This window comes from Methylomicrobium album BG8, assembly GCF_000214275.2.
Lineage (GTDB): Bacteria > Pseudomonadota > Gammaproteobacteria > Methylococcales > Methylomonadaceae > Methylomicrobium > Methylomicrobium agile.
Window position 1 is genome coordinate 4154183 of sequence record NZ_CM001475.1, and the last position, 13804, is coordinate 4167986.

General features: G+C 53.9%; 15 protein-coding genes. 9 read left to right on the forward strand and 6 right to left on the reverse strand.

Annotated features, from left to right (window positions below; all coding sequences use genetic code 11):
• The first annotated feature begins 58 nt into the window (after positions 1 to 58).
• The 4 genes from METAL_RS18130 (at position 59) to METAL_RS18145 (ending at position 5056) form a co-directional block, all read left to right on the forward strand.
• Positions 59 to 2257: an AAA family ATPase gene (locus METAL_RS18130; RefSeq protein WP_005374690.1), complete on the forward strand. Its 2199-nt coding sequence runs from the start codon at positions 59 to 61 to the stop codon at positions 2255 to 2257.
• Positions 2254 to 3591 carry an McrC family protein gene (locus METAL_RS18135; protein WP_005374692.1) on the forward strand — a complete coding sequence of 446 codons (1338 nt, stop codon included), beginning with the start codon at positions 2254 to 2256 and terminating at the stop codon, positions 3589 to 3591. Before METAL_RS18130 ends, METAL_RS18135 begins: the two co-directional genes overlap by 4 nt.
• Positions 3592 to 4054: 463 nt before the next feature.
• A complete protein-coding gene (locus tag METAL_RS18140; RefSeq protein ID WP_245549414.1) occupies positions 4055 to 4483 on the forward strand; it encodes a hypothetical protein in 429 nt (142 codons plus the stop codon).
• 108 nt (positions 4484 to 4591) lie between these two features.
• Complete coding sequence (locus METAL_RS18145; RefSeq protein WP_245549415.1) at positions 4592 to 5056, forward strand: lipocalin family protein; 465 nt, start codon at positions 4592 to 4594, stop codon at positions 5054 to 5056.
• Between the two features lie 373 nt (positions 5057 to 5429).
• Here METAL_RS18145 and METAL_RS18155 read toward each other — a convergent pair whose 3' ends face one another.
• The 4 genes from METAL_RS18155 to METAL_RS18170 form a co-directional block, all read right to left on the reverse strand.
• Positions 5430 to 6029, reverse strand: coding sequence for a DUF4166 domain-containing protein (locus METAL_RS18155; RefSeq protein ID WP_213069415.1), 600 nt, complete (start codon positions 6027 to 6029; stop codon positions 5430 to 5432).
• Positions 6030 to 6031: 2 nt separating this feature from the next.
• Positions 6032 to 6505 carry a DUF2269 family protein gene (locus METAL_RS18160; RefSeq protein ID WP_005374697.1) on the reverse strand — a complete coding sequence of 158 codons (474 nt, stop codon included), beginning with the start codon at positions 6503 to 6505 and terminating at the stop codon, positions 6032 to 6034.
• Positions 6502 to 7788, reverse strand: a complete 1287-nt coding sequence (locus METAL_RS18165) for an NAD(P)H-binding protein (RefSeq protein WP_005374699.1) — start codon at positions 7786 to 7788, stop codon at positions 6502 to 6504. The genes METAL_RS18160 and METAL_RS18165 overlap by 4 nt, the downstream gene beginning before the upstream one ends.
• A 71-nt stretch (positions 7789 to 7859) precedes the next feature.
• Entirely contained in the window at positions 7860 to 8399 is a 540-nt protein-coding gene (locus METAL_RS18170) for a GbsR/MarR family transcriptional regulator (protein WP_005374701.1), read from the reverse strand.
• Positions 8400 to 8602: 203 nt separating this feature from the next.
• Between METAL_RS18170 and METAL_RS18175 the strand changes: the two genes are divergently transcribed.
• Positions 8603 to 9160, forward strand: coding sequence for a hypothetical protein (locus METAL_RS18175; protein WP_005374703.1), 558 nt, complete (start codon positions 8603 to 8605; stop codon positions 9158 to 9160).
• Here METAL_RS18175 and METAL_RS18180 read toward each other — a convergent pair.
• Together METAL_RS18180 and ispB are read right to left on the reverse strand one after the other, a co-directional pair.
• A complete protein-coding gene (locus tag METAL_RS18180; protein ID WP_005374705.1) occupies positions 9157 to 9432 on the reverse strand; it encodes a cupin domain-containing protein in 276 nt (91 codons plus the stop codon). The genes METAL_RS18175 and METAL_RS18180 overlap by 4 nt on opposite strands.
• A 165-nt stretch (positions 9433 to 9597) precedes the next feature.
• Positions 9598 to 10608: an octaprenyl diphosphate synthase gene (ispB, locus tag METAL_RS18185; protein WP_005374707.1), complete on the reverse strand. Its 1011-nt coding sequence runs from the start codon at positions 10606 to 10608 to the stop codon at positions 9598 to 9600.
• 265 nt (positions 10609 to 10873) lie between these two features.
• Between ispB and rplU the strand changes: the two genes are divergently transcribed.
• The 4 genes from rplU to proB all read left to right on the forward strand — a co-directional run bounded on the left by rplU (position 10874) and on the right by proB (position 13754).
• The gene (gene rplU / locus METAL_RS18190; protein ID WP_005374709.1) at positions 10874 to 11185 is read left to right on the forward strand and encodes a 50S ribosomal protein L21; all 312 of its coding nucleotides are present in this window, start codon (positions 10874 to 10876) and stop codon (positions 11183 to 11185) included.
• A gap of 18 nt (positions 11186 to 11203) precedes the next feature.
• A complete protein-coding gene (rpmA, locus tag METAL_RS21270) occupies positions 11204 to 11461 on the forward strand; it encodes a 50S ribosomal protein L27 (protein ID WP_005374711.1) in 258 nt (85 codons plus the stop codon).
• Positions 11462 to 11608: 147 nt separating this feature from the next.
• On the forward strand, positions 11609 to 12646 hold the full coding sequence (gene cgtA / locus METAL_RS18200; RefSeq protein WP_005374713.1) for an Obg family GTPase CgtA: 1038 nt from the start codon (positions 11609 to 11611) through the stop codon (positions 12644 to 12646).
• On the forward strand, positions 12633 to 13754 hold the full coding sequence (proB, locus tag METAL_RS18205) for a glutamate 5-kinase (RefSeq protein ID WP_005374714.1): 1122 nt from the start codon (positions 12633 to 12635) through the stop codon (positions 13752 to 13754). Before cgtA ends, proB begins: the two co-directional genes overlap by 14 nt.
• The last annotated feature ends 50 nt before the right edge of the window (positions 13755 to 13804 follow it).

Genomic DNA, 13804 nt, shown 5'->3' on the forward strand with positions numbered 1-13804 from the left:
ACGATATCTCAGCATGAAGATAGGAAGTGAATAAAAATAAATTTAGGAAAACTGCGGAATGAATGACTTTATAACCGAACAAGAAAAAAACAGCCTATCTCAAGAAAAGAATTTAACCCAAGGAAGCTCTTCCCATTCACTAGATCTCCAATACGATTCAACTCAGTTTCTGACAGGAACAGACGAAGCGTTTCATGAACTGGGAGCGCGGAAGCCTGGACAGCACTGGTCTTCTTTTGACGTATCAAGACATGAGGCGAAAAATGGCAAAGCCAAGCTCTTTGTTACGACTCTCTGGAATGTTTTCTGTTCTGAAGATGCTCCTGGTCGTTGGGTCCCGAAAGAAAATGGGATAGCTCGCGACATCCATGACGGAACATATTGGTATCCAGTATCGATGCCAGGCAAAAAAGCAAGCCGGACATCAAAAGCTCACTGGAATAGAGTAAATCTTGCCCTCGAACAAGGAATCCCTATCATCGGGATACTCAAGGATTACAAAAGTCATCGCTGCAGCCTTAAACACCTCTTTGACTGCGTACCTGCGCGCATAGAAGAGCGGGACGGGAAGACATTCTGGCTACAACTTAAGCCACGCTCCTCTGATATTGGATGGGGCGTGAGAACCATAGACATCCAATCGATTGCAACCAACGAGATATTAGACAAAGAACCCTCACCAAAAGCTACAGAAGCAAATAAATCCATGGCAACTTCACCTCTGAATCAAATTCTTTTCGGGCCACCGGGAACCGGAAAAACCTATACCACGATCGACGCCGCCCTTAAAATTGTTGATCCGGAGTTTTTGGCAAAACATCCAGAAATATCCGGTTCGGATTGGAAAACTCAATGTGAGCGAAGGGAGAAGTTGAAGCAACGTTATGATGCTCTGGTAAAAGAAGATCTAATTCGCTTTGTAACGTTCCATCAGAGTTTTAGTTATGAAGACTTTGTAGAAGGGTTGCGGGCTGAAACCAATGACGAAAATCAGTTAGAGTATTTGGTTGAGCCCGGTATATTCAAGCGCTTATGCGATGATGCCAGAACGCAAGGTGTTAAGCCTGAGCTTGGCATCCATAGGGATGCAAGAATCTGGAAGATCGCTATCAATGGTACTGGGCAAAACCCGACAAAGACATACTGCTTTAATCATGGCGAAGCGCGAATTGGATGGGGTCAAACTGGCGACTTACGCGAGCCATATACCCCAAACGATTATTACAATGATCTGAGCGCAAAGAACCAAGGAACACTAAAGTATTTTTCCGAGAAAATAGAGAAAGGTGACATTCTGGTATGTATCCACTCAGCGACAACAATCGCTGGCGTGGGTGTGGTGACAGGAGATTATTATTACGAGCAAAACGTACCAACTGAAGTCGATCGTAAAAACTACAACCATGTTCTGCCTGTAAACTGGCTGTATCAGGATCTACAACTTCCAATAGACCCACTCAACGATGGTAAACGATTTACTCAACAGACGGTGTACCCGTTACGGTTAAAATGGGGCGATCTTTTATCTCACATTGAAAAATTCAGTGTTAATCCCTCCGTATCGGGGATAGTGACTGATGAACATAAACCTCACGTTTTAATTATTGACGAAATTAACCGGGGTAATATTTCACGTATTTTTGGCGAACTGATCACTTTAATCGAACCCACTAAACGAGCAGGAGCAGATGAAGCCCTAAATATTATTTTGCCTTATTCAAAGATTCCCTTCAGTGTGCCGTCAAACGTGTATTTGATCGGAACCATGAATACGGCTGATCGCTCACTGGCAGGATTAGATATTGCTCTACGTCGGCGTTTTACTTTTAAAGAAATGCCGCCAAGGCCGAATTTACTTGATGATGTCGATGTAGAAGAGATCAACATTGGAAAGATGCTGCGCAAAATGAACGAACGCATCGAAGTGCTGCTGGATCGAGACCATTGTCTGGGCCATGCCTATTTCATGCCTTTGAAAAACGACAGATCCATTGAAAATCTGGCGTTCATTTTCCGTCAGCAAATCCTGCCGCTTCTGGAAGAGTATTTCTTCGAAGATTGGGAGCGCATCCATTGGGTATTGAATGATCATAACAAATCCCTTGCACATCAATTCATACAAAAAGCCTCAGCTACGCCTGAAAGCTTGTTTGGAAGCAGGTTTGAAGGAAACGTGCAGGATAGGCGCTGGCATATCAATGAGGAAGCATTCGGCAATATCGAAAGCTATCGCGGCATTCTCGGAGCGAGCGAATGAAACCCATCGTCGTGCGCGAATACGCGAGGCTCACGACCGATGATTCGATAGAAACCAGCCTGGACCGAGCCTGCATCCCTCAATCGGCATTCGATTGGCTGTGCCGGTTGTCCGCCGGCTTCAAATCAAACGGCGCCTCACTGCTGCATCTGGAGAATCGCCAGTGGCTGCGTCTGGACAATTTTGTCGGGATCGTGGAAACGCCTTGCGGCACGTTGCTGGAAATCCTGCCCAAGCATACCGAGGCGTCAAATGAAGCTGCTTCCCGAGCATTGCTGATCAAGATGCTGGAAACGGCGCTCGATCTGCCGAAGCGCACCACCGACAAAACCGATATCCAGACTTATCGCCGTCCCCTGCTGGAATGGGTGATGAAAGAATTCGTGCTGGCGCTGGATCATTTGTTGAAACGCGGCTTGCGTTTCGATTACCGCCGCGTCGAGGAAGAACAGCGCTACCTGCGCGGCCGGCTGGACATGAACAAGCAGTTGCGCCAGCCGCCGGGGCGCGCGCATATTTTCAATATCCGCCATGACCTGTTTCTGGCGGACCGTCCCGAGAACCGCCTGCTCAAGTCGGCTCTGATGCGGGTGTGCGGCCTGACCCAGGAGCCCGACACCTGGCGGCTCTCCCACGAGCTGGCCGGATTGCTGGCCGAAATCCCCGGCAGCCCGAACATTGCCGCCGATTTCCGCCAATGGCGGAGCGACCGGCTGATGGCGCATTACCAGCCGGTGCGCCCGTGGTGCGAACTGGTGCTGGGCCAGCACATGCCGCTGGCGATGCGCGGCAAAACGCACGGCATCAGCCTGCTGTTTCCGATGGAAAAACTGTTCGAGCGCTATGTGGAAGTCAAATTGCGCCGGGAGCTTCCCGCTCCCTATACCTTAAATAGGCAAGCGAAAAGCCAATTTCTTTGTACCCATGAAGACAAAAGCTTATTCCAGTTGCGACCCGATTTGCTGATTCAAAGCCCTCAGAAAACCGCGCTGGTACTGGACACCAAATGGAAACTACTCTCGGCCGCCGATAACGAAAATAAATACGGCCTGAGCCAGGGCGATTTCTACCAGATGTTCGCTTACGGGCACCGCTATCTGTCCGGCGAGGGCGACATGATCCTGATTTATCCGAAAACCGAGAATTTTTCGGAGACCTTGCCGGCATTCGAATTTTCGGAAAAATTGCGCTTATGGGTAACCCCCTTCGATCTCGAAAACGACCGGATGCATTGGCCGATGACATCAAGAACGCCTTCTTACCCTCGTTACAGCTTGCAGGATAACCCCCGTAAGGCGGAACGCGATAGCGGTTCCGCCGGATGGCGTCTGTAAGAGAGGATGGCAAAATGGCGGATCGCCTGCCGGCATCCACAGCTCTTCACATCAGATCCACGACTGATCGAAAGCCATTCCGGGCATGATGTAGCCAGGCCCATAGGACGGGCTGACGAAGGATGCCCATCGTTCGCGATTGATACCCTAAAGGGCACTGGGTGGGCTTCGTACCTCAGCCTATCCTATTCCATATCCTACGCAGAAAAACCGCCGGTTGAACTTTCTGCACCGCAAATTAACATCAATCCCCTTCAATTTTGTACAGATATTGTATAACTTTATCTTGACAACAAAATAAGCCCGGGTACACTGGCTGTGCAGAAGATGGAGTCTTCGCCGACACGATAACCGGGTTGGAGTGGCTTCCATTCTGCAAGTGCTCAGTGAGCAACATATATCCTCTTCTCAACCTCCCTTTCACAAAAGGGAGTTTTTTTATGGATCGCGCAACATGAAGGCAATGCCGTCGAAAAGCCCGACAGTCCTGAAAGGGCTGGTCGAGATCAATTTCTATGTGTCCGTAGCCGTACTGATTGCGGGCTGCGTCCTATCGGTTTCGGAAGACGCTTCTTTCTTCGAGTTCAATGTCGACCTCTACGGCCCCTTGGCGAACAACCTGCGGATGATCTTGGTTTATCTGGCGCTTACCGAAGTTTTTCTCTGCATCGGGTGTTTTTTATTGAGAAAATCCCACTTCTTCATCCTGATCGGCCTGTCCCTGGTGATGATGATCGGTTCCCTGGAAATCTACGGCATGATAAACGGCATCGAAGTGGATCCCGATTTGTCGATTTTTTTCGCGTACACCGGCTTGTCGCACATCGCTTTCGGGCTGTCGGCGTATTTTTCGAACGAGAAAAATATAAATGTTAAAACAAAGCCTTACTGATTTTCATGCCTGCCCGGTAGTTTTTTCTCTTTCCATGTAATTAGCCCGGACCGATTCAAGATGAACATTTTCTGGCTTTTGGCATTTTTACTCACGAGTTGTACAGGTTTGCCGAAGGGTCTCACACCTGTCGAAGCGTTCGAGATAAACCGCTATCTCGGCACATGGTACGAAATCGCCCGGCTTGAGCAGAGCTTCGAAAAAGGCCTGGACAATATTTCGGCCAATTATACGCTCGCGCCTGACGGCGGGGTCAAAGTGCTGAACCGGGGCAGGAATCCGGAAACCGGCGAATGGAAACAAGCCGAAGGCAAGGCTTTTTTTATCGATCAGCCGACCGTGGGCAGACTCAAGGTATCCTTTTTCCGGCCCTTCTACGGCAGCTACAACATCATCGCGCTGGACCGGGAAAACTACCGGTATGCGATGGTGACGGGACAGAACCGTTCCTATCTCTGGATCCTGTCCAGAACCAAGACGATGCCGAAGGAAACCCTGGACGCCTTGATCGATAAAGCCAGGAGAATGGGCTTCGCGACCGATAAGCTGGTCACGGTAAAGCATGACCGCTGACTCGCTGATAGACCGGCAGCGGCTCCTGGGTTTTTACCGGTGAAGTTCTTTGCTACCCTCATCAGAGATGAGTGATCGTATTAGGATTTCGCCAAAAATAACTTCCCCCTTTGAAAAAAAGGGACTTCGTCAACAACACCTCCCCCTTTGAAAAAGGGGGATCGAGGGGGATTTATTTGATCAATCTCCCCCGCCCCCTCGGCAATATAGCTCCTGCATTGCCTACCTCCTGCATCCCTGCAGTCGTCGGTAACGGCTTCCTGCGTTACTCTCGATCGCGTGTTCCCGACGCGATCTACCTCCCCCGTACCTCCTGCATGAACGCCATGGATGGCGTGAATGCCAGGCTTAATCTCACCCTCATCCCTCAAGCTTATCGGGTTATCTTGAAAACTCCCCCATAGCTGTACGTCCTGCCCCATAAGGGGTGTACGATCTCAAACCGCAGCAGGAACGAGTCGTCCGACAAGGCCTCTTCGCTGATCACCGCCCGTCCAAGCAACAGGCTGTCCGGAATAGGCAGCGTGACCGCCCCGAGTTTCAGCAAATGCCCGTTGCTGCGGTAAACGAGCCGGCCTTCTTCAACGTGAACCCTTAGACGGATTCCGAAGCCCATTCCGACATATTCGACCAATTCATGCGCCCGCCGGCTGACCATCCGCGAAGGAAACACGCAGCGCCGCCCGTCGTCCGCCTGAACATGACGATGCCAGCACAGCACCGAGCTATCTTCACCCCGCCATTTCTTGACTTCCACGGTCATCGGTCCGCCTTTCAGATCGACCAGCGCCTTGCCCAACCGCAGCAGCTTCAGCGCCGGCCTTAACCAGTCCGGATAATCGATGATCATACTGCCGGTCACGAGCGTACTTTCCTCCGGATCGGAAATGGCGTAATGGCTCCGAATCGCCAACGGCAGAGCCTCCCATTCCGCACCCAGCACCCATTGCATTAAAGCCGTATTTGAAGACATATCTACCCCCACAGAGCCGGTTTAAGGACCATCAGCATCACGATCAAAACCATCGCGGCAAACGCCGGCACGCCCAGCCAGAACCAGAGGCGCGCGCAGCGGAAATATTCGCCGGTCAGTCCGGTATTTTGCTCCACCGCCTGCCTGGACAGTTCGCGCATCCGGATTTGCAGAAAAACGACCGGCAGCCAGCAGGCGCCGGCCAACAGATACAGCATGACCGAAACCAGCAGCCAGGGCGTAGTGAGCGAGAAAGGCAACTGCTGCTGCAGGTAATAGCCGGTAATCGGCTGAATCAGCACCGTCGGGGTGGTGAACCACCAATCGGCAAGCACCACATGCTTGTTGGTCGTATAGATCGCCCGCACATCGCCGTGCAAATCGGCCATGAATTTGTAGAAGGCGCTGCCGAGGCCGGTGCCGAACAGCAACACCAGGCTGAAAATATGCAAACTTTTTAGAGTCAGGTAGCTCACGGTTTTTCCTCTTCAAGAATTAACATGATCAGGGTCGCCGCCAAGAGCGGCAGATTTTTGGTTAACGGCCCGAAAGGATGCAGCCAGAACTCCGGCAGAAAAACGCTGATCACGCCCATGTAAATCAGCATGATCGCGACTTGCGCCGCCACTACCCGCCGCAGCCGCCAACGCATCAGCAATGCCAGGCCCATGGCGAAATCGGCCAGCGACGCGCCGTAGAGAACAATCGAGGCCAAGCCGCCTTCGATCCCGACGCGGCTCAGCATCCGGTAACTTTCGGCGGACGGGAAAACGAAAGCGGATATCCAGCCGGTCCACAGCCAGACCAGCGCGATGCTCAGCGTCAATAAAGGGCGCAAAAAATACAGCCTGGCATGCCAGCGTTCGGCCTGCGAAACGGGCGTCTCCCGCAGAAACCGTTCCAGCCCGGCAAGACGGCGGCCGATAAACGCCGCAAACGGATCGGGATTGGCGGTATTGCCGCGCTGCAGCATCGCCAGGCTTTGCCGGTTCAGGATCGGCTCATCCAGAACCGGCGCCAGCGGCAACAGCCTGTCGAGCCAAACGCCGGATACCGGGATTGTGTTCAAACGCCTGCCCAAATAGTCGGCCAACAGCCCCAGCAGCGCCGCAAAAGGGATCGGCTGCGGCCCCACCGCATCAAGGATCCGGCGCGGCGGGGTTTCAGGTTTCAGCGCCAGCACCACCGCCTGCGATATATCGTCAATATCGACGGGCTGCAGGTTCTGTTCACCGCCGCCCGGCAGCGGCGTGACCGGCAAAGCCGCCATCGCCGCCAGCAATCCCATGCTTTTGGCTCCCTTCCCGAACACGATCGACGGCTTGAAGATGAACCAGTCCAGATCGAGCGTCTGCAGATGGGCATCCGCCTTCGCCTTGCTGGTGAAATAGAGGGTTTCCGTATCGAGCGCCGCGCCTAAGGCGGAAATCTGCACGACTTTTTTGATACCCATCTGTTTACAGGCGCCGAACAAGGCGGCAGGCGCCAGATGATGCACCGCTTCGAAGCTGGCGCCGGGCGTCTCCCTGATGATCCCCACCGCATTGACGACCACATCGATACCTTCCAGATGCGGCAACCAGTCTCTGCTACGGATCGCACCCGCAAAATCCAGCGCGATCGCCTGCAGATCCGGAAACTGCCGAAGCAGTTTTTCCGGACGGCGGCAAACCACGGTCACGCGATGATTTTCGGCCAGCAAAGCGCGCAGCAAATTCCCGCCGATAAAGCCCGTCGCACCGGTAAGCAGAATATTCATAATTTTATTTACCGTAATTTCTGAAATAAGAGAAATAAATACGCCAAACACGCCTCGAAAATGGCCACGCCTTATGATTTTTTGGAAAACCCTAGCATTTTGACCACCGAATCCCCCAACCTGACCAGTTGCATCAACGTGCTGTTGGGCAGCTTTCTCAACTGGTCGTACCAGTGCGTCATCACCTCCAGAAAATCCAGCATGTCGGCAATGCGTTTTTTGACTTCCGGGTCGGTCTCGGTATCCGCATCGGCTTCGATGCTCAGGTCGCGCAGCAGCGAAAGGGTGGGATCGACCTCGCGTTTCCTGCGTCCCTCGACCACAATATTGAACATCTCCTGCACGTCCTTGATCGCCTCGAAATAATCGCGCCGGTCGCCGACCTCCAGATGCGTGACCTTGATCAGCCCGATGCTCTGCAGTTCTTTCAGGCTGGTGGACACATTCGAACGCGCCAGCACCAGCGTATCGGCGATTTCTTCGGCATTCAGCGGCTTGGGCGACAAATACAGCAATGCATGGATCTGGGCTACGGAGCGGTTAACGCCCCAACGCGCGCCCATTTCTCCCCAGTGCAAAATAAAACGTTCCATTGCATTCGTAAGCCGCATCGAACTTCTCTTATTTCTGTTTTGACAGAATTTAGCGAAACTCATAGTCCCTGTCAAACTATTTTTTACCGGCATCATTGCATCGTTACGGCAAGACTCGTAAGGTATAGCGCCCCCAACCCGGAACCCAGCCGGGATCCTCGCGGAACGGGCGCAACGCCTGCCGTTTACCGTTATATTTTTTACAGTTTGAAGGAATGACTATGAAAATGTGTTTTCGCCGGAGTTTCATCGTGTTCGCCTTGCTCGCGCTGCTGGGCTGCGCCAAAAGACTGGACGACGCCTCGTCAGGCATTAGCATCGGGGAGACCTATTACGCACAGGTATCGTTCCAGTATGAAAAAGGCCGGCATTTGACGACCAATTACCGGCGCGGCATTCTGGTCCCCGTGAATACGCCCGTCCGGCTGGAAGACATCGCTTCGGACGAGATTTTCGTGGAGCTCCTCCCGTCGCATGCCAAACTGCGCGTGGTCAACGTGGAAAAACATACCGGCGACAGCACGGCCCGCGCGTTCGCCAAGCTGTTCGGCAAAAATAAGCTGGACTTGTCGCGCTTTTCGAAGCTGGAACAGGAAAACATTCCGGCCGGAAAAGTCGCGAAATCGATGAGTAAGAAAGCGGTGATTGCGGCAATCGGCTATCCGCCGATTACCGAAACGCCGAATTTAAGCATGAATCAATGGACTTACTGGAGTTCGCGGTTCAACCGGTTTATCGTCCATTTTGAAAATGACCGGGTAGCGCGGATTCAGGATTAATCGTAGCTGTAATGCTTGCGCAAGGGTTTGACTACTTCCCACTGGCTGTTCAAGCCTGCCGGAAACACCACCAGGTCGCCCGGCAGGATCCGCACCGGCTCGCCGCCTTCCGGCGTGACCAGAATCTCGCCTTCCAGAATATACGCGGTTTCGGTCTCGTCGAAGTCGATCGGAAAACGGGAGACTTCTTTTTCCCAGATTGCCCAATCGGCGACGCCCAATTCTTGCAGGCGTTCTTCGCTGGGGTTGTGTTCAATCGTAATTTGCGGCATGTGAGTTCCGATTATTGAGTAAGGTTATAAGATAAGGAGTATCCCCCTCTTTGAAAAAGAGGGGTTAGGGGAGATTTTAGATAAATCCCCCTCGATCCCCCTTTTTCAAAGGGGGAGGTGAAGCGTCGCAAAAAAATTCATCACAGCAGATTTGCGGCATTCTGGTCAATAATTCCGCTGTACTGAAAACTTCGCCAGTTGAATCAGGGCGTCTTTGTAGTCGGATTCGGGCAACACATCCAGCGCTTCGATCGCTTTTTCGGCTTCTTCGTCGGCGCGCTTTTCGGTATATGCGATCGCCTGCGTGCGCTGTACGACCGCGTAGACTTCGTTGAACAATTCGCGCTTGCCGTTCCGGATCGCATCGATCACGATTTTCGCATCGCTTTCGCTGCCGTTCTGAATCGCATGGATCAACGGCAAGGTCGGCTTGCCTTCGGCCAGGTCGTCGCCCAGATTCTTGCCGAGCTCGTCCTGGTTGGCCTTGTAATCGAGCGCGTCGTCGATCAACTGAAACGCAATGCCCAAATGCTGGCCGTATTTCGCGAGCCCTTCCTCGGTTTCCTGAGAAGCCCCCGAAATCACCGCCCCGAGGCGGGTCGCCGCACTGAACAAGATCGCCGTCTTGCGGGAGATCACTTCGAGGTATTTGGTTTCGGTCGTTTCGGGATTGTTGCAGTTCAACAACTGCAACACCTCGCCTTCCGCAATCAGCGTGGTGGTTTTCGAGAGGATTTCCATCACCCGCATGTTGCCGGTGCGCACCATCATCTCGAAAGCCCGGGAATACAGATAATCGCCGACCAATACGCTGGCCGCATTGCCCCAGACCGCATTGGCCGATTCCTTGCCGCGCCGCAGGTCGGACTCGTCGACCACGTCGTCATGCAGCAAGGTCGCCGTATGGATGAACTCGATCACCGCGGCCAGAATCAGATGCCTGTCGGTCGCCTCGCCGAGCGCCTTCGCCGCGAGTAGCAGCAGCATCGGCCTGAGCCGCTTGCCGCCGTTGCCGACGATATAGTGGCCCATTTGATTGATCAGCACGACATCCGAGCTCAACTCGTTGATGATCAGTTGGTCGACGGCTCTGGCTTCGGTTTTCGTTAGACTCTTGATCGATTCGAAATCGATCGGCGCCATCGGACTCGGGGCGGTATGTGTTTGCAATGCCATGCTAATCGGTATGAGAATTGGGGAGTTATTTTTGATCGTAAAGCTGCAAATCCGCTGCATTTTGACGCTACGCTGTCCGAGATTTCCCGATGAACAGCAAATTCCCCCATCGTATTGAATAAGGTCTATTGATGTCAATAGCTTTTTTATGTTATCTTAATAAGGATCACTCACGGCCCGGCCAGATTTTGGTTGACGAGCCGTTAAATGCGAATATAATAGTCTGTTCACTTTTTACAGTAAATGCTTGACGGAGCTTACTCTGATGTATGCGGTAATTCAAACGGGTGGTAAACAGTACCGGGTGGCCGAAGGTACGACCTTGAAAATAGAAAAACTGGAACTCGGTACTGGCGACAGCGTTGAATTCGATAAGGTTCTGCTGGTCGGATCCGGCGATGCAGTCAAAGTCGGCGCACCTTTCATCGAAGGCGGCAAAGTTTCCGCGACCGTATTGTCGCAAGGCCGCCACAAAAAGATCAAAATCATTAAATTCAGACGGCGTAAGCACCATATGAAACAAATGGGCCATCGCCAATATTACACGGAAGTCCGGATCACCGGTATTTCCGCATAATTTTCAAAGAGGTGCATTGTGGCTCATAAGAAAGCGGGTGGTAGTACTCGGAACGGTCGCGACTCGAACGCGAAAAGATTAGGCGTCAAGCGCTTCGGCGGCGAAGTCGTCAAAGCCGGCAACATCATCGTGCGCCAGCGTGGCACGCATTTCCATGCCGGCGACAACGTAGGCCTCGGCAAGGATCATACCCTGTTTGCAACGGCAGACGGCAAAGTCGTATTTCAGGTTAAAGGCGACAAAGGCCGTAAATTCGTCAGCGTCGTTGCTGCCTAAGCCAAAACCGAAATCCAGGGCAACTCCGTAAGTTATGCTTCGGGATTTGCGCTTAGCAGCCCGGAACTCCCCAAAAAAGCTCCGCCAATTCATCGCGGGGCTTTTTTTGTTTTAACCGATGGCAAACCTGCACGGCAGAGTTGATCAATGAAGTTTGTTGACGAAGCAGAAATACGCGTGGAAGCGGGCGATGGTGGCAACGGCGTCATCGGCTTCCGGCGCGAAAAATACATTCCGATGGGCGGCCCGGACGGCGGCGACGGCGGCGACGGCGGCAGCGTTTATCTGATCGCGGCCGAAAACGTCAACACGCTGGCCGATTTCCGCTATCACGCCGTGCATCGGGCCGAACGCGGCCAGAACGGCATGGCGCGCAACTGCACCGGCCGAAAAGGGGAAGACTGCTATGTCCCCGTCCCGCTCGGCACGCGCGTCAGCGATGCGGATACCGACGAAGTGATGGGCGAACTGCTCACGGTGGGCGAGACCTTGCTGGTCGCAAAGGGCGGCTTTCACGGCCTCGGCAATACCCGCTTCAAAAGCAGCACCAACCGCGCTCCGCACAAAGCCAGCAAAGGCACGCCGGGCGAACACCGCAACCTGCTGCTCGAAATGACCCTGATTGCGGACGTCGGCCTGCTCGGCATGCCGAACGCGGGTAAATCGAGCCTGATCCGCGCCGTCTCATCCGCCCGCCCGAAGGTCGCCGATTATCCTTTCACCACCCTGCACCCGAATCTCGGCGTGGTCCGGATCGACGAGATGAAGAGCTTCGTGATCGCGGACATTCCGGGCGTCATCGAAGGCGCGGCCGAAGGCGCAGGACTCGGCCTGCAATTCCTGAAACATCTGTCGCGGACCGGCCTGCTACTGCATGTGATCGACATCGCGCCCTACGAGAGCAGCGACGATCCGGTCACTTCCGCAAAAAAAATCATCCACGAAATCGAGCAATGGAGCGACGATCTGGCGGACAAACCGCGCTGGCTGGTGCTGAACAAGATCGACATCGTACCACCCGACGAAGTCGACGCACACTGCGATACGATCGTCAAAGCATTGGACTGGGACGGGCCGGTCTACAAAATTTCGGCCACCAGCGGCGAAGGCACCCGCGAACTGATGTTTTCGATCATGGACTTTTTAGAAGAACGGCGGCGGAAAGACGACAGTGAAGAGGAATGATTTTTCGCATGTAAAACGCGTCGTCGTCAAAATCGGCAGCTCGCTGCTGACCAAAGGCGGCAAGGGCCTCGACCAAACCGCTATCGCCGGCTGGGTTGCCCAAATGGCGGGACTCCGCAAGCAGGACATCGACGTGATCCTGGTCTCCTCCGGCTCGGTCGCCGAAGGCATGTGCCGCCTCGGACTGAAAACCCGCCCGAAAACGCTTCACGAACTGCAGGCTTCGGCCGCGGTCGGCCAAATGGGCCTGGTGCGCGTGGTCGACGACAATTTCCAGCAGCACGGACTGCATGCCGCCCAGGTCCTCCTGACCCACGACGATCTCTCCGACCGCCGCCGCTATTTGAACGCGCGCAGCACGCTGTTGACCCTGCTCGATTTCGGTGCCGTGCCGGTGATCAACGAAAACGACACGGTCGCAACCGAAGAAATCCGCTTCGGCGATAACGATACGCTGGCCGCGCTGGTCGCGAATCTGGTCGAAGCCGAACTTCTGATCATCCTGACCGACCAGCAGGGCCTGTTTACCGGCGACCCGACTGTTTACCCGGACGCCACCCTGGTTTCCGAAATCCGCGCGAACGACCCGACCCTTGACCGGATGGCCGGCGCAAGCCGCAGCGGCCTGGGACGCGGCGGCATGTATACGAAGGTCCGCGCAGCCCGTCTCGCTTCGCGCTCGGGCACCGCGACGGTGATTGCGCCCGGCGCCGCCGAACAGGTGATCAGCCGCGTGATGGAAGGCAAAAACATCGGCACCTATTTCGTGCCGGATCTGGAACCTTTGGTCGCCCGGAAACGCTGGCTGGCCGGCCAGCTGCAAATCAAGGGCCAACTGGTGCTCGATCCGGGCGCGGTGAAAGTCTTGAAGACCAACGGCAAAAGCCTCTTGGCAGCCGGCGTCAAATCGGTGTCGGGACGTTTCGAACGCGGTGAGCTGGTATCCTGCATAGACGAGGAAGGTAATGAAATCGCGCGCGGACTGATCAATTACGGCAAAGCGGAAGCCGAACTGATCGCCGGCAAGAACAGCGCGGACTTTGAAAGGATTCTCGGCTATGCGGACGACGCGGAAATGATCCACCGCGACAATATGGTGCTGATTTAACCCCCCAAACCGCCCTTCTGGCAAAGAGAGCGGCGGATGCGCTTCGCTTA

Coding starts and splice junctions, on each gene's coding strand:
- METAL_RS18155 (WP_213069415.1), bottom strand. CDS start 6,029: ATGTCTTCAAATACGGCTTTAATGCAATGGGTGCTGGGTGCGGAATGG.
- METAL_RS18135 (WP_005374692.1), top strand. CDS start 2,254: ATGAAACCCATCGTCGTGCGCGAATACGCGAGGCTCACGACCGATGAT.
- METAL_RS18175 (WP_005374703.1), top strand. CDS start 8,603: ATGAAAATGTGTTTTCGCCGGAGTTTCATCGTGTTCGCCTTGCTCGCG.
- METAL_RS18140 (WP_245549414.1), top strand. CDS start 4,055: ATGCCGTCGAAAAGCCCGACAGTCCTGAAAGGGCTGGTCGAGATCAAT.
- METAL_RS18180 (WP_005374705.1), bottom strand. CDS start 9,432: ATGCCGCAAATTACGATTGAACACAACCCCAGCGAAGAACGCCTGCAA.
- cgtA (WP_005374713.1), top strand. CDS start 11,609: ATGAAGTTTGTTGACGAAGCAGAAATACGCGTGGAAGCGGGCGATGGT.
- METAL_RS18170 (WP_005374701.1), bottom strand. CDS start 8,399: ATGCGGCTTACGAATGCAATGGAACGTTTTATTTTGCACTGGGGAGAA.
- rplU (WP_005374709.1), top strand. CDS start 10,874: ATGTATGCGGTAATTCAAACGGGTGGTAAACAGTACCGGGTGGCCGAA.
- METAL_RS18165 (WP_005374699.1), bottom strand. CDS start 7,788: ATGAATATTCTGCTTACCGGTGCGACGGGCTTTATCGGCGGGAATTTG.
- METAL_RS18130 (WP_005374690.1), top strand. CDS start 59: ATGAATGACTTTATAACCGAACAAGAAAAAAACAGCCTATCTCAAGAA.
- ispB (WP_005374707.1), bottom strand. CDS start 10,608: ATGGCATTGCAAACACATACCGCCCCGAGTCCGATGGCGCCGATCGAT.